At 46.9% G+C, this 14953-nt stretch carries 13 protein-coding genes; 1 reads left to right on the forward strand and 12 read right to left on the reverse strand.

From position 1 onward, the window contains the following. Positions 1–5: 5 nt before the first annotated feature. The 4 genes from ACKI5J_RS04300 to ACKI5J_RS04315 all read right to left on the reverse strand — a co-directional run bounded on the left by ACKI5J_RS04300 (position 6) and on the right by ACKI5J_RS04315 (position 8482). The gene (locus ACKI5J_RS04300; RefSeq protein WP_407426865.1) at positions 6–1712 is read right to left on the reverse strand and encodes an alpha-amylase family protein; all 1707 of its coding nucleotides are present in this window, start codon (positions 1710–1712) and stop codon (positions 6–8) included. Between the two features lie 464 nt (positions 1713–2176). Then, a complete protein-coding gene (locus ACKI5J_RS04305; protein ID WP_407426867.1) occupies positions 2177–6733 on the reverse strand; it encodes an efflux RND transporter permease subunit in 4557 nt (1518 codons plus the stop codon). A 63-nt stretch (positions 6734–6796) separates the two neighbouring features. Continuing rightward, entirely contained in the window at positions 6797–7933 is a 1137-nt protein-coding gene (locus ACKI5J_RS04310) for an efflux RND transporter periplasmic adaptor subunit (protein WP_407426869.1), read from the reverse strand. A gap of 180 nt (positions 7934–8113) precedes the next feature. After that, a complete protein-coding gene (locus ACKI5J_RS04315) occupies positions 8114–8482 on the reverse strand; it encodes a hypothetical protein (RefSeq protein WP_407426871.1) in 369 nt (122 codons plus the stop codon). 164 nt (positions 8483–8646) lie between these two features. Here ACKI5J_RS04315 and dinB point away from each other — a divergent pair, with 164 nt between their 5' ends. After that, positions 8647–9759 (forward strand): DNA polymerase IV, encoded by a 1113-nt coding sequence (dinB, locus tag ACKI5J_RS04320; protein WP_407426873.1) that lies wholly within the window; start codon positions 8647–8649, stop codon positions 9757–9759. Here the strand turns inward: dinB and ACKI5J_RS04325 are convergent. The 8 genes from ACKI5J_RS04325 to ACKI5J_RS04360 all read right to left on the reverse strand — a co-directional run bounded on the left by ACKI5J_RS04325 (position 9756) and on the right by ACKI5J_RS04360 (position 14898). Beyond that, entirely contained in the window at positions 9756–10685 is a 930-nt protein-coding gene (locus ACKI5J_RS04325; protein ID WP_407426875.1) for a serine hydrolase, read from the reverse strand. The genes dinB and ACKI5J_RS04325 overlap by 4 nt on opposite strands. 33 nt (positions 10686–10718) lie before the next feature. Then, on the reverse strand, positions 10719–11366 hold the full coding sequence (locus ACKI5J_RS04330; protein ID WP_407426877.1) for a hypothetical protein: 648 nt from the start codon (positions 11364–11366) through the stop codon (positions 10719–10721). Continuing rightward, complete coding sequence (locus tag ACKI5J_RS04335) at positions 11360–11854, reverse strand: RNA polymerase sigma factor (protein ID WP_407426879.1); 495 nt, start codon at positions 11852–11854, stop codon at positions 11360–11362. Before ACKI5J_RS04335 ends, ACKI5J_RS04330 begins: the two co-directional genes overlap by 7 nt. A 171-nt stretch (positions 11855–12025) precedes the next feature. Continuing rightward, complete coding sequence (efp, locus tag ACKI5J_RS04340) at positions 12026–12586, reverse strand: elongation factor P (RefSeq protein ID WP_407426881.1); 561 nt, start codon at positions 12584–12586, stop codon at positions 12026–12028. A 71-nt stretch (positions 12587–12657) separates the two neighbouring features. Further along, complete coding sequence (locus ACKI5J_RS04345) at positions 12658–13230, reverse strand: molybdenum cofactor guanylyltransferase (RefSeq protein WP_407426883.1); 573 nt, start codon at positions 13228–13230, stop codon at positions 12658–12660. Next, the gene (locus ACKI5J_RS04350) at positions 13227–13694 is read right to left on the reverse strand and encodes a molybdenum cofactor biosynthesis protein MoaE (protein WP_407426885.1); all 468 of its coding nucleotides are present in this window, start codon (positions 13692–13694) and stop codon (positions 13227–13229) included. Before ACKI5J_RS04350 ends, ACKI5J_RS04345 begins: the two co-directional genes overlap by 4 nt. Position 13695: 1 nt before the next feature. Continuing rightward, on the reverse strand, positions 13696–13929 hold the full coding sequence (locus tag ACKI5J_RS04355) for a MoaD/ThiS family protein (RefSeq protein WP_407426887.1): 234 nt from the start codon (positions 13927–13929) through the stop codon (positions 13696–13698). A gap of 6 nt (positions 13930–13935) precedes the next feature. Continuing rightward, entirely contained in the window at positions 13936–14898 is a 963-nt protein-coding gene (locus ACKI5J_RS04360; RefSeq protein WP_407426890.1) for a GTP 3',8-cyclase MoaA, read from the reverse strand. Between the last annotated feature and the right edge of the window lie 55 nt (positions 14899–14953).

The following is a 14953-nucleotide window of genomic DNA, read 5'->3' on the forward strand; positions in this document are numbered from 1 at the left end:
TCAAATCAATCAACTCGGTACCACCGGTAATCATAGCCATTTAATGTGATATTTATTCGTGCATTTTTGGGAGTCTCTTTGGCAGTGTCCAACAAGCTTGTCAGCATCTTTCCTTTCTCCACTTCCGTATTAATAGATTCTTTTACCGGCCAGGAGCTAAAATTATGAACCATAACCAACGACTTGCCTTTGTGAGTGTATTTTATCGACAGAACACTATCGGTACGGCCTTTCAGAATTTTCCAGTTACCTACGCTTATCTCAGGATGCTGCTTACGGAGTTCAATTATCCGGCGAGTGAAATGGAGAAGAGATGCATCCGACTCCCTTTCTGCAGCAACATTAACCTTTTTATAACTGTAAGTACCAGTATCGATAACATCTCTGAAAAGATTTCTTGCGTTTGAGAAACCTGCATGGGCAGAAGCCGACCACTGCATAGGTGTCCTTACCGCCAGGCGTTCTTTTAAACTCAGATCATCTCCCATGCCGATCTCTTCTCCATAGCGTATCACTGGCGTACCTGGCAGAGAAAACAAAAGACTGTACGCCATCTTCAACTGCTGTTTGTTATTCGAGAACATGGGTGCCAAACGTCGCCGTATGCCCCTGTCGTACAATATCATGCCGGAGTCCGGAGCGAATTTCGAGTAAACGAGCTCCTGCTTGTCCTTCGGCAGCCGACCCAGATCAATTTCATCATGGTTTCTCAGAAAATACGCCCATTGCGCAGTTTCCGGCTTCTCCTTGGTATCTTCCAGTACTTTTTTGAAGTCTTTCGCGTTTCCGGAAGCAAAGCCATAAAAAAGGAACTGATTGCCAAAGAAGTTGAACATCATTTGCAGGCGTTCTCCGCGCTCGCCAAAGTATTCAATGTTCTTATCAATCTCTACATTAGCCTCGCCCAGAAGCAGGGCATCCGGCTTGACTTCCTTAACCGTTTTCCTGATCTCCGTAAGAAACTCAATCTTATTCTCGTCACTTTCTGAGCCCCTCTTAGGAAGGTCTACTATGAACGGTACGGCATCAAGCCTGTATCCGTCCAACCCTTGGTTCAGCCAGTACCTCAGCGCCTTTTTCATCTCAGCCTGTACATCCTCGTTTTCTACATTCAAATCCGGCTGGAAGGTATAAAAACGATGGAAATAGTATTGCCGCGCAATACTGTCATACGTCCAGGTTTCCTTTTCTACACCAGGGAATCCCATACCTTTGTTCCAGTCCTTCGGACGTTCCCTTGACCACACGTAATAATTAAAATATCTCGATGAAGTGTCCCTCCTCGCTCGCTGAAACCAGGGGTGACTTATCGAAGTGTGGTTTAATACAAGGTCCATAATGACTTTGATGCCCCGCTTCTTAGCTTCGGCGATGAACAAGTCGAAGTCGGCCTTGGTACCGAGGCTTTTGTCTATTTGATAGTAATCAGCCACATCATATCCATCATCCTTGTCAGGCGTTGGGTGGAAAGGCGATAGCCAGATAACGTCTACTCCCAGCCATTTTAAGTAGTCCAGCTTTTGTGTAAGACCTCTAAAATCTCCCTTACCGTCGTTGTCGCTGTCTTTATACGTGTCTACGTCAATGTTATAGACGACGCTTGTCTTATACCATGGAGGGCTGTCATCTGAAGATTGCCGGATCGGCTTGTCCATGCAGGACGTGCATATAAAAGCACAGAGGAGAAAGATGTGGAGAGCTAATCTTTTCATAGTTACTGGTTACTTACAAATAACCGATGTGCCGCTCAAATGTTTAAAATCCTCCGTGCGTAGCCGGTTTGCCATGAGCCGGTACGGCACTATGTTCTCGTTTTAGAGGCACTTGCGGAAGTAGCCAAACCTGGTGTTGTCCGTCGACAGCAGGAGGGAAGAGGCCGGAAATGAAAAATGACATCGAAAAGATATCTACATACCCTCAAACGAATGGGTAGGTGTTCTCCTCTGACCTGAAAATATACGCATGAAGAAATTCCCGATCAGGCATATGCCCAGAAGGATGTATAGTAAACATAACCCTGAAAAATTCCGTTTCGCTTCCATAACCATCATTGTTTCAGGCTAAGATAAACCAACTGGCACCATGGAATATTGATTGAGGTCACCTTTAATCAAGATATACATCAAACAAAAAGGGAGCCTCCTTGCAGAAGCCCCCTTTCATGTTGGTAGATGATCTATTTCCAGCCTCCGCCGAGAGCTTTATATAAGGAAATCTGATTCAATGCTTGTTGCTTTTTCGCTTCAACCTCATTGAGCTCGGCGTCCAGAACTCCTCTTTGTGCAGTGATGATATCCAGATAAGTCACTCTTCCGGCAAGAAACAGGTCGTTTGCCGCAGACACGGAAGCAGTAAGCGCTTTCACCTCATCAGAAATGTAGCCTCGTTTTTTGTGAATGAACTCCCTTGTTTGGAGAGCGTCCTGCACCTCGTTATATGCTTTCAGAACGGTCTTTTCGTAATCCTGAAAGGCAATACCATAGGCGGCTTTATAGGTGTTATATTCAGAACGAATCTTGTGCTGATTGAAAACCGGAGCCGTAAGGCCGCCAAGTAAACCGTAAGCGATCGACTTGTCGAGCTCGAAGAACTTATCCAGACTAAAAGACTGCAGGCCTATATAGGGGGCAAGAACCAATGCAGGCAGGAAGCTGGCACTGGCCGATTTAATTTCCTTATTAGAAGCGATCAGCTCAAGACCTGCCTGGCGGATATCCGGTCTCAGCGAGATCATTTGCAGAGGAGTGCCACTATTCAGGGCCTCCAGCGAGATGAATTGGTCCAGCCCGTCTTCCTTCAGGCTAAGGGGCGCTTCAAACCTGCCGGTCAGGAAGTTCAGGTGATTCTGCATCAGGCTGATTTGCTGAAGAACTTCCTGCTCCTTAGCCCTTGAATTTGCCAGCACGGCCTTAAATTGCTGCACCCCTAATTCCGTTGCCACCCCTGCCTCTTTCTGTACTTCAATGATTTGAAGACCTCTTTGCTGAAGCTTGATGTTTTTTGTAAGGATATCGAGTCCCTCATTCAGCGTAAGCAGCTCATAGTAGGTGCTGGCTACGTTACTGATCAGCTCCGTCTGTACCAGCTTTCGTCCTTCGTATGAGGCAAGAAACCTGTTCAAGGCTGCTTTCTTCCTGTTCTTGAGCTTCCCCCAGAGATCAATTTCCCATGAGGTCCGCATCCCGATAAAATAGTCAGGCAATGGATCAGGCAGCCGTTCATCCTCTTTTAAGTTCTCCGAAAAGTTGGTATCATAGTTACCGATACCATCCATGGTGTAGAACCCGAAGCGTCTCAGCCCGGCTTCTACGGCAAGGTCTACATTCGGCAGGCTTGCTGACTTTCTCATCCGCAGCGTTGCCTTTGCCATTTCAATGTTGTGCAGCGCCTGTTGCATATCCGTGTTGTTTGCCAAAGCCGAGTCAATCAGCACAGTCAGGTGCTCATCCTTGAAGAATGATCTCCATTCCCTGTTAGCCACCGTTAAAGTATCGGTGCTCTGGTTGAAAGTGGCCGGAACATTCCGATGCTCGTATTGGGGCAGCTCGCGCTTGGCAGAGCAGCCACTGATAAACAGCGCCAGAACAATCATTGCTGCGACCTCTGTCTTACGCGACTTCTTCGCTTTTTTCTTTCTTTGGAAAGAGGAGAAAAGGACATAGAGACCCGGGATCACGATCACACCGACGATGGTACCAATCACCATTCCTCCTACTGCGGCCGTACCAATGGAGCGGTTTCCGAGTGCCCCGGCACCCGTAGCGATCATCAACGGAACCAGACCTGCCGCGAAGGCGAATGAGGTCATCAGGATAGGCCTGAGACGAACTACAGAGCCTTCGATAGCTGCTTCCAGATAGCTCATGCCCCGCTGCTGTTTGATGATGGCATACTCCACGATCAGGATCGCATTCTTTCCGAGAAGTCCTATGAGCATGACGAGCGCTACCTGAGCGTAAATGTTGTTTTCCAACCCGAACAGGCTCAGAAACAGGAATGCCCCGAATACCCCTGATGGCAGGCACAATAGTACAGGCAATGGAAGAAGGAAACTTTCATATTGAGCTGCCAGGATCAAATAAACGAACAACAGACACAATGCGAAGATATAAAGAGCCTGATTACCCGAAAGGATCTGCTCCCGCGTCATACCCGACCATTCGATCTCATATCCGGGAGGCAACGTTTCTGCTACTTTTTCTACAGCCTCGATCACCTGGCCGCTACTGAATCCTTCGGCAGCATCGCCGTTCAGCATCGCCGAGGAGAACATATTATAACGGGTGATCTGTTCCGGCCCGTAAACCCGTTCCATGGTAATAAATGAAGAGAAAGGAAGCATTTCCCCCTGATCATTCTTAATAAACAGCTTCAGTACATCCTCCGGCTTTTCTCTGTAATTAGGTCCAGCCTGAACCATTACCTTATACATCTGTCCGTACCGGATAAAGTTGGTGGCGTAGAAGCTTCCCATGAGCGTCTGCAGGGTGTTCATGGCGTTTTCGACCGAAATGCCCTTCTTGGCAGCCAGATCGTAATCTACTTTCAGCAGGTATTGAGGGAAGCTCACGTCGAAGGAACTGAAAACATTTCCCACCTCCGGTGTTGCTCTCAGGTCGTCCATAAACTTATTCAACACTTCGGAGGTCTTATTGAGATCGTCATTGCCGGTTTTATCCAGCAGACGCATTTCCACCCCCGCAGAGTTACCAAACCCGGGAACGGTAGGAGGTGGGAAGAACTCGATCTCCGCATCCATGATGTGTGCTGTCGATTTACGCAGCTCCGCAATTACGTCATTAACAGATTGCTCCCTGTCGCTCCAGCCCACAAGGTTGATCATACCCATACCGTACGAGGCTCCTGACACCTCGTTTACCAAACTGTAACCGGCCAGGGTAGACACCGTTTCAACAGACGTCATTTTCCTGCTTATTGCATCAATCTCATTCAATACTGTTTCTGTCCGGTCGACCGTTGCTCCTGGAGGAGTTGTCACGTTCACATAGATCATTCCCTGGTCTTCCGTAGGGATGAAACCGGAAGGCAAGATGCTGCTCATTCCCCAGGTTGCAACGAAGAAGGCGATCAGCAGTCCAAATGTCAGCGTTCTTCGACCTGCAATTCTGGTCAGCAATCTATGGTAGCCGCCCGACATTCTGTTATAACTGGTATTGAACCTCGTAAAGAAGCGTGCCATCCAGCCTTTTGCGGCAGGTTTATCATGAGGTGAGCGCAAGATTATAGCACACAGCGCCGGAGTCAGCGTAAGAGCGTTTATACCTGAAATAATAATAGCGGAGGCCAGCGTCAGCGAGAACTGCCTGTAGAAAATACCGACAGGGCCTGAAAGGAAGGCTACCGGAATAAACACAGCCGACATCACGAGTGTAATGGCTACAACAGGTTTACCGACTTCTTTCATCGCGGCGATAGTAGCTTCCATAGGTTGAAGATGTTCTTCTTCCATCTTGGAGTAGACGGCTTCGACGACGACTATGGCGTTATCCACCACAATACCAATAGCCAGTACCAGGGCAAACAGCGTAAGCAAGTTGATGGAGAAGCCAAGCATTTGCATGAAAAACAGCGCCCCGATCAGACATACCGGTACAGCTAGTGCAGGCACCAAGGTCGAACGGAAATCCTGCAGGAACAGGAACACCACAATAAATACCAGGATAAATGCCTCGAGCAGTGTTATCAGTACGCTGGAAATGGACGCATCAAGAAACCGCGACACATCGTAGCCCATCGTATATTTCATCCCCGGAGGGAAGGAGCCGTCCTTCAGTTCGGCCATCTTGTTCTTTACATTTTCAATAACCTCCTGGGCATTTGATCCCGGAAGCTGCTTCAGCATGATGGAGGCGGAAGGCCTTCCATCCGTCTTGGATACCATCTCGTAGTCCAGAGACCCGAACTCTACGTCTGCGATATCCTGAATACGTATAATTGATCCATCGGCATTTGCCCTTATCGGAACGTTCTTATACTCTTCGGCACTGGAGAACTTACCCGGATACCGAAGGACATACTGCTGCATATTGACAGATTTGTCTGATCCGATCCCGGTTTGCCCCGGTGCGGCCTCGACGTTCTGCTTTCTAAGTGCGGCAATAACATCGTCGCTGGAAATTTCGTAGGCCGCCATCCGGTCGGGCTTCAGCCAGACTCGCATCGCGTAATCCCTTAATCCCATGATCTGCGCGAATCCGACACCCTCTATTCGTTTCAGCTCCTTCAGGATATTGATATCCGTGAAGTTATAAATGAAGCGCTCATCGGCTGATGCGTCATCACTGTAGACGTTCAGGTACATCAGCATACTGTTTACCTCCTTCTCAGTAGTCACACCGGCTTTGATTACTTCTTCAGGCAGCTCATCGAGCACTGTCGTTACCCGGTTCTGCACGTTTACCGCTGCAATATCCGGGTCCGTACCGACCTTGAAGAACACCTGAATCAGCGTAGTACCATTGTTTGTAGATACGGAGTTCATGTATGTCATTCCTGCAACCCCATTGATTGCCCGCTCAAGTGGAATGGCTACTGCGTTGGTACTCACCTCGGCGTTGGCACCCGTATAGTTTGCTGTGACGACCACCGAAGGTGGAACGATATCAGGGAACTGCGTGATCGGCAATGTGAACAGTGCCAATAGCCCCAACAGCGTGATAAAGAGAGAGATCACCAGTGATAATACCGGTCGTTTTATGAAATTTTCAAACATAATAATGCATAGTTAGGCGGGGCGGCTGAGGCACCCGCACAATAAACCTGTCAGTTTTGAGAATTAGTTCTTAGCCAGACGGCCCGCTTGATCAGCATCCATGGCCTTCGGTTCAATCTGAACACCATCACGCAGGCTCTGCGTTCCTTCAAATACAACCTTGTCGTCTTTAGTCAACCCGGAGGTCACTGTATAGTAGTGCCCCACCCGCTGTCCGGCAAGGAAAGGTGTCATCTTGACCTTGTTTCCTGAGCTTAAAACATAGACATAGGTTCTGTCCTGTATCTCAAACACCGACTTCTGATGTACAACCAGTATTTCGCCTGTTTCTACCGGAACGCTGATCTTTCCTGAGGCGCCGTGTTTCAGCAGTCCTTTGGGGTTCGGGAATCTGGCCTTAAGGGATATCGTACCGGTTTGGCTGGCAAATTCGCTCTCTGCAAATGTCGCCTCTCCAGGATAGGGATAAACTTGTCCGTTGGCAAGGCTCAGCTTAACGTCTTTTTTGAAGCCGTTACGTGCATAGCCTGAATCGGCAGCAATACCCAGATATTCTTTTTCAGAAATGGAGAAGTACACATTTACCGCACTGAGATCGGATACACTCGTTAGCAACGCGCCTTCTTCAAGCAAGCTTCCGGCTTTAAGCGGAATACGGTCAATCCGGCCGCTGAAAGGCGCTCTTACAAGCGTATAGCCTAGCCTTGACTTTGCAAATTGAAGTACCGACCTGGCTTCTGCTACCCGCGACTGCGCTGCCTTCAGTTTTGCACCGGCCAGCTCGAGGTCTGTCCTGGAAACTATGTTGTTTTTCACAAGCGTCCGTGTTCTCTGCTGTTCGAGTTCTACAGTCTTTGCATCGGCAATAGCGTTATTCAGCACAGCCTCTGCCTTGCTTAGGTCTGCTTTATATTCTTCATCATTAATTTTAAAAAGGACCTGACCGGCTTTTACCTGAGATCCTTCTTCCACATAGATCTTTTCCAGAAATCCACTGAGCCTTGAACGTACTTCGACATTCTTAACGGCCTGTATGTCGGCAACATATTCATTGTAAATGATGGTGTCGAGTGCACTAACATGCACTACTGGCACACTCCGTGGAGCATTGCTGGTTGAGGCATTCTCATTCTTCGAGGTGCAGGATGCAAATGCAAGGGCAATAAAAGAGGCGCAATAAGCTAAAGCGTTTACCTTCATGATGTCTTAAGAGTTTTTAGGGCGTGTTTTACGTCCTGTTAGTAAAGTTGAAATGTGTTGAGAGTGGCTAGCCTGGGCTGGTTATGGATACAGCTTTTCCTTAGTCATGGCATGAGGGAGTCTTCACTAATGACTAGTGTGGACGATGTGCCTTGCCGGCTAAGGGAATGTTTATTGCAACTAAAAGGGTTTTAACCTGAATAGATAGGAGTAATATCCAGGCAAGCAGAAACTTTTGTTCTGGTAAAAGGGATGATCAACCTTTATGGTCCGGCAAATACTGCTAAAGATGAAAATAAGGCTGAAAAAGAAGATCAACGGCGCTACAAAATTTATCGATTGGAAAACCCTGTACTTTTCGTTTGGAATTTCCAGATCGTTTCCATGGCTTTTCATCGGAATATCCATAACGTCGTCAAGAAGAAACTCAATTATTGAATCGCCCGCAAAAATATACTGTTTATCGATGGCTGGATTCGCTCCGGCCTCATAAACAATGATATTCAGGTACGCAAAAAGCGACAAGAAGTGAAATAACTTGATGATCATTCTGGACGCAAAGATATATTAATACGATTTTGAACAAAATCCTGAAGCAGGTTTGTGACAAGATATCGGCTTACGTAACATCTTTTTTATAATATATGCCACTTCTTTCTGTATTTATAAACTTCAGATCTATCACTGGCCGTCGTTTGTGTTATTTTTGCACTATGCAGTCCGTCTCGCTTCCCACCCTCCGTAAGATCATCCATATTGATATGGATGCATTCTACGCATCTGTCGAGCAAAGGGACAATCCGGAGCTGCGCGGAAAGGCCCTCATCGTTGGTGGTTCCCCTTTGGGGAGGGGAGGCGTTGTTGCTACGGCAAGTTACGAGGCCAGAAAGTTCGGCGTTCGCTCTGCGATGTCGAGCAAGCAGGCGCTTCAGCTTTGTCCACATGCTATCTTTGTAAGGCCAAGGTTCGATGTTTACAAAGAGGTATCAGGAAAAATCCGCGACATTTTCAGGAGATATACTGATCTGATCGAACCCCTTTCTCTAGACGAAGCCTATCTTGACGTTACAAGCGACAAGCTGAACATGGGGTCTGCGCTGGAGATCGCCCAACAGATTAAGCAAGCCATCAAAGATGAACTGCATCTCACTGCATCAGCAGGCGTGTCAGTTAACAAGTTTGTGGCCAAGATTGCATCCGATATCAATAAGCCCGACGGACTGAAGTTCATCGGCCCTTCATCTGTAGAGGCTTTCATGGAAAAATTGCCGGTGGAGAAGTTTCATGGCGTTGGCAGGGTCACCGCTGCTAAAATGAAGAGTATCGGACTTCATACCGGTGCAGACCTAAAAAAGCTCTCCGAACAAGAACTTATCCGTCACTTCGGCAAAGCAGGCAGCTTCTACTATCACATTGTTCGCGGGAAAGACGATCGCGTTGTTCAGCCACACAGGGAAACCAAATCGCTGGCAGCAGAAGATACTTTTGCCCACGATCTTAGAACATTAGAAGAAATGGACGCTGAACTCATCAAGATTGCGGAGATCGTTCATACCAGGCTGGAACGAAAGAACCTGAAAGGGCGTACGGTTACGCTCAAGATCAAATACAGCGACTTCAGACAGATTACCAGAAGTCAGTCGCTTTCGTCGCCAGTCGCTGATCAACATACCATTTTTACTACCGCTAGCAAGCTTCTGGCGGCAGCGATATCCGAAGATGAAAAAGTACGTTTACTTGGAATCTCTATATCAAACTTCAATGAACCCGACTATCCAAAGTCTGAAAGGCAGCAACAGAGCGGACAGCTGAGGCTCTTTCCTTAATCAGAAGCTTTGCCTACCGGAGGTTTCCACTTGCTGTTGGGCTCAAAGTAATTCCATAAATAAGCGGAAACTTTGCGGATCAGTGCTTGTCCTTCATTCTCCCTGTTCCAACTTTGATCTGTATTGTCTTTCGTTCCAACATAAAACACGTATTCACCTGAAGGGGCGTTGACCAGTACTACTTCAGACCGCGATGCGTCTACAGCACCGCTCTTGGCAGCTGCCTGTACGTAGGGAGGTATTTGAGCGAGGGCATCTTCGTCGTAATATCCTTTCGTCATTAACCGGTACATTCGCTCACTTGCGGCCTTACTCACTATGTTGCCGTTTCTTATTTCAACTAGAAGCGAAGCCATTTCGCGGGGCGTGGTTTGTCCCCAACCGTACTTTTTCCAGATCGCTTCCCGGCCCTTGGTTCTTGAATTTACCCGGGTGTTGGATAAGCCATATTTTTCCATCAGCTTGTTGATCTGCTCTCCTCCTCCGGCAAGTTGCTGATTCCAGAGAGAGGTCGTATTGTCACTATATGACATCATCAGATGTGCCAGGACGCTGATTTCGGTGGCCGAGCTGTCCTTGAAATGCTGCATGATACCTGATCCCCCGTATTTTATCGAATCCCTGTAAATCATTGGCTGATGATAACTCAACTTTCCCTGCTCGATCTGATCAAACAGGCCGACAAGAATCGGGAGTTTGACGATGCTGGCTGTCGGGAAGATGCTGTCGCCGTTCAGGGAGGCGTAACTACCGGTCTTTAAATTCATGACATATATCCCCGCAGATCCTCTGAACGTACTTATCAGGTCAGCCAGACCTTTCTCCAGCTTGGCATCATGTTTAAGATGCTGGGAAAATAGAAATACAGGTGAGAGCAACAGCAACAAAGGCAGTAGGGCAGGGAGGATTCGTTTACGTCTGTTCATTTTGATAGTGGTCCAAGCATCATTTCAATATAGCTATTCTTCGCTTAATTCCTTCGATAAAGCGCTCAATTCCTGTAGTTCACGTTGGTATTCATCAAATTTAGTGCTGTTCTTTTCCCGAAAAGCACCTGCTTTGTGAGCGATAACGATCATAACACCCGCAACGCTCATAGCCAATAGCGTATCCAGCATTGCGTTAGCCAGTCCCTCCCTTTCAATCTTGCGTTCTAAAAAAGATAGTGGAAACAGAACTGCGGTGCTCAATAAAATCTTTAACGTCCATCCCAGAAATTGCCCAGGCTTGTTATATTTTCGAAGAATTTCAGTGATGCCCGACAGCGCTTCCTGGAGATTAGCATTCGCGATCTCAACGTTACTTAACTGAAGACTGGTTTTTAACATGGCCGCTCCGAGCACGAGCACACAAAGGCAGTAGACGGCTATAGGAAGGTATTCAGTGGTTCGCTTGAAATCGAAGGGGTTGCTAATGATCAGGATCATTCCGAGAATAAACCAGAAAAGCATATAACCAACGCCCATCAGGTAGTTTCGTCTTACCTTCGTAAGGCGCGATTGTGATTTGTCCCTGATCATGCTGAGTATAAGCCGCTCGCTTAGTACACGGCTGCTTTCAATCTTCTTGTCGTAGGTTTTCCAGGCAGTTTTTAGTTCGTCTAACATGGCAGTGTTTTTTTTATGATCTTTTCCAATTTAATTTTTATCCTGTTTAGCTTAACGCCGACGTTACTCTTTGTGATGCCCATGATATCAGCGATCTCCTCATAGCTTTTTTCTTCCAGATAGAGCATGATAACGGCTTTTTCAATCTCATTGAGCTGGTCGATGGCATGCCTCAGTAAAGCGAGCTCTCCGTGCTGATCGGAGCCTGTGCTGAAATCCGGAATCTCGAAATCTGCGTCAATAAGGCTGCGCCGGCTAATCTCCTTTTTCTCCTTTCGTAAACGCGTGATTGAGGTGTTCAAAGCTATGCGGTACATCCAGGTGGACTTTGATGATTCGGCCCTGTATCCCGGATACGATTTCCAGAGCTGCAGCACCATTTCCTGGAACAGATCTTTTCTATCCTCTTCATCATCGCAGTACAAATTGGAGATCTTGTAAAGAATTCCCCGATGTACGTTTATCATGACGATAAATTCATCTTTCATAGAATTGATTTTTGAACAGTTAGTCGCAGCTTGTCAAAAGAAATTACAGGTTCTTTAAAAAAGCCTGATACGACGGGCGGAGTACTTAAAAAAAACAGAACACATACAAGAGATCATAAAAAAAGCGACTTAATTTACTTAAGCCGCTTTGGATCTTTATTTCGAATTGAACTATTTTACCCGTTCCACATAGTCGCCTGTGCGGGTATCAACTTTGATCTTGTCACCCTGATTGACGAACAGAGGAACTTTCACTTCAACTCCGTTCTCTGTAGTGGCATACTTCTGGGCTCCAGAAGATGTGTCTCCTTTAACAGCAGGCTCTGCATACGTAATTTCGAGCTCTACAAAGTTAGGAGCCTGCGCCATGATAGGTTCTTCGCTTTCAAACGAAACGACCACATTCATGCCTTCCTTCAAAAATCTCGCGGAAGGGCCAAATAATGCTTTGGGGATATTGAACTGTTCAAAGCTTACATTGTCCATTACAACAAAGTAATCGCCTTCGTCATATAAATATTGGTAATCGTTGGTCTCAACACGGCAGATCTCAACCTGCTCGTCGGTACCTAAACGTGCTTCTACAATTTTTCCTGTTTTGATATTACGGAATTTTCCGAGATAAAAGGCACCGCCTTTTCCTGGTGTACGGTGTACATGTTCTTCAACCGTTACCAGTTCGCCGTTGTAACGTAAGATATTTCCTGTTTTTACTTCAGATGCCTTTGCCATTAAAATAAGTGTAAAAATTTGATGTCAAATATAGTTGGTTTTTCTATAAAAATAGAAGTTGCCTTCAATCCTCAGGCGAATGGATTATTCGAGTTGTAGTTCGCAAATTTTTCTCTGTTCTTTACCGGAATGCTCAGGCGGTTTGATCCGGTGATGAGCTGCTGCAGGGAATAGGACGGAAGTGTTCCCAAAATCAGCATGGTAAGTAGAGACTGAAGTGTCCGCGCAGGATAGATCGCACAAAGCGGCTCTATAAACTGGTCCTTTTGGTAAACATAATAGTCAAAAAACGCTGTCTCCGTCGCGTATGTCTGTTTCAATGTAGCTAAGGTAGTGATGTCCATATCAACCATGTCGCAGGCAAGAACCTGGAGGTCATGCTGCGGATGAGCCTTGTGGACGCTGAGCAAGCCTCTGAGAGGTCCACTTATCTCCACAGCATCTACAATCAGCTGATGAGCGGAGAAAACCCGGCCATAGGGTTCAAGCTGCTGCGCATTAACGGATAGTACGACCGGAATGCCCAGCTTGGATAGCTTCAAAGCAGCGCGTTCTGCCCAGAGTTCAGCACCCGCAGAAAGCAAACCCTTATCGCTTCCCATTCGCTTGCTTTCCCCTCCGCATAATACTACACCAAGCATCATCCGTTCTCTGATTCGTATATATGTTTGTTCAGATCTCCTGTTTCGGTGTGGCAGTTACAGTTGCCGCCCCATACTCCCGTGCCGTCTTCAAAATACTCACATTTCCAGATCGGAACTTCATGCTTGATACGGTCGATGATATATCGGTTGCTGGCATAAGCCTCGCTCCGGTGGGCAGACGCGGTAATTACAAGTACCGCCGATTCGGAAACTTTTACTTTACCTATGCGGTGCTGGGCAACGGCAATATGGAGGTTCCAGCGTTCGCGGGCATCGTTTAGGATCTGGTCAATCATTTTGGACGCCATTGGAACATAGGATTCATATTCTATATAATCTACTTTCTTCCCGACGTTGTTATCACGCACCTCGCCGCTGAACAACACTACCGCCCCGGCGGCAGGATGATGAGACTCGGCCAGTATTCCCGGCAAGTCCAATGGTTTTTCAGTTATATAGATCATCTTAACCTCCGCTGCTTGGTGGTAACACAACTACATGATCATGGTCCAGCAGGCGGTGTGTGTCAGTAACCAAATCCTCACGCACTACGAAACGACACATATTGATGAGCTGCGAAGATGATGGATTGATGTTCTTAAGGTGTTGCCTCAGATCAGCAACCGTTTCCAGCTGGTCTGCAATTTCAAATTCCTTACTGAAATAATTTTTTAAGGCGGCAAAGACTTCTATTTTCATGTGTTATTATCCCCCTATGTGAAGCATGCTAAGCGTGCTTCCCGTAAATTTGATTGATTGTTTTTGAGCAAGTGCCTCTCTCAAACTGTCGTCTAACCGTTGAGGATCAGTTTCAAGAATGCTGATGGGGCTGTTGCTGCTCAGGCAGCCGTAGATATTTCCGTAAGCGTCGAGACGCAACCTGTTGCAGTCCGAACAGAACGGTTCACTTTCATTGGCAACGATACCAAACACATTCCCGTCTGCAGTCTGCCAGTAATTCGAGGTTGAAGAACTTTTTCGAGGAAGAGGGGAGGCTGGGTAATGGGTGTCAATTCTACTAAGGATTTCCTCCTGAGAAAAAAAGTGCTTATCGGCGCTACCGTGCAGGTGACCCATAGCCATGATCTCCAGGAATCTGATCTTCATCTTTCTCTGAAATGCATAGGCCAGCAAGGGCAGGATCTGGCTGTCGTTCAGCCCCTTCATAACCACGGAGTTGATTTTGACCTCTATTCCCAGTCGGTGTGCTGCTTCAATGCCTTTCAATGTCCGGCTAAGGTCATGCCGGCGACTCATCAGATGATAGACCTCCGGCTCAATAGCGTCTAGTGATACGTTGATGGACGAAATTCCAGCAGCTTTTAGCGCCGGAGCTATGTTTTCGAGAAGCAAGCCGTTTGTAGTCAGTTTCACGTCATTGATCCCGATAGCACGTATCCCGCTGACGAGCTCTGGCAGCTGTTTGTACAACAGAGGCTCACCGCCCGTAAGTCTGACAACATCTAAATCAAGCCGCTCATGTAACTTTGCGATCAGTTTCAATAATTCATCGGCTGTTAGCATCTGGCCTTTTGAACTCCGGTAATTTTCCTTGCTGTCCTCGTTTCCGAAGCAGCAATAGACGCAGGCGAGGTTGCAGGTATTCAGCAAACTTACCCGCAGCGTTTTAAAAGTTCTGTCAAAATTGTCTTTGATCTCTGTCATCATTCACTATAGCCATGCAACAACTAAAAGTAACATTAAATACGGGAAAGTGTTGTAA

The organism is Arcticibacter sp. (assembly GCF_045629565.1).
In the GTDB taxonomy this organism is placed as follows: Bacteria; Bacteroidota; Bacteroidia; order Sphingobacteriales; family Sphingobacteriaceae; genus Arcticibacter.

Excerpts from the sequence above, each read along its gene's own strand:
- ACKI5J_RS04350 (WP_407426885.1), bottom strand. The coding sequence starts at position 13,694 with ATGATCTATATAACTGAAAAACCATTGGACTTGCCGGGAATACTGGCC.
- dinB (WP_407426873.1), top strand. The coding sequence starts at position 8,647 with ATGCAGTCCGTCTCGCTTCCCACCCTCCGTAAGATCATCCATATTGAT.
- ACKI5J_RS04345 (WP_407426883.1), bottom strand. The coding sequence starts at position 13,230 with ATGATGCTTGGTGTAGTATTATGCGGAGGGGAAAGCAAGCGAATGGGA.
- ACKI5J_RS04315 (WP_407426871.1), bottom strand. The coding sequence starts at position 8,482 with ATGATCATCAAGTTATTTCACTTCTTGTCGCTTTTTGCGTACCTGAAT.
- ACKI5J_RS04300 (WP_407426865.1), bottom strand. The coding sequence starts at position 1,712 with ATGAAAAGATTAGCTCTCCACATCTTTCTCCTCTGTGCTTTTATATGC.
- efp (WP_407426881.1), bottom strand. The coding sequence starts at position 12,586 with ATGGCAAAGGCATCTGAAGTAAAAACAGGAAATATCTTACGTTACAAC.
- ACKI5J_RS04305 (WP_407426867.1), bottom strand. The coding sequence starts at position 6,733 with ATGTTTGAAAATTTCATAAAACGACCGGTATTATCACTGGTGATCTCT.
- ACKI5J_RS04360 (WP_407426890.1), bottom strand. The coding sequence starts at position 14,898 with ATGATGACAGAGATCAAAGACAATTTTGACAGAACTTTTAAAACGCTG.
- ACKI5J_RS04355 (WP_407426887.1), bottom strand. The coding sequence starts at position 13,929 with ATGAAAATAGAAGTCTTTGCCGCCTTAAAAAATTATTTCAGTAAGGAA.
- ACKI5J_RS04325 (WP_407426875.1), bottom strand. The coding sequence starts at position 10,685 with ATGAACAGACGTAAACGAATCCTCCCTGCCCTACTGCCTTTGTTGCTG.
- ACKI5J_RS04310 (WP_407426869.1), bottom strand. The coding sequence starts at position 7,933 with ATGAAGGTAAACGCTTTAGCTTATTGCGCCTCTTTTATTGCCCTTGCA.
- ACKI5J_RS04330 (WP_407426877.1), bottom strand. The coding sequence starts at position 11,366 with ATGTTAGACGAACTAAAAACTGCCTGGAAAACCTACGACAAGAAGATT.
- ACKI5J_RS04335 (WP_407426879.1), bottom strand. The coding sequence starts at position 11,854 with ATGAAAGATGAATTTATCGTCATGATAAACGTACATCGGGGAATTCTT.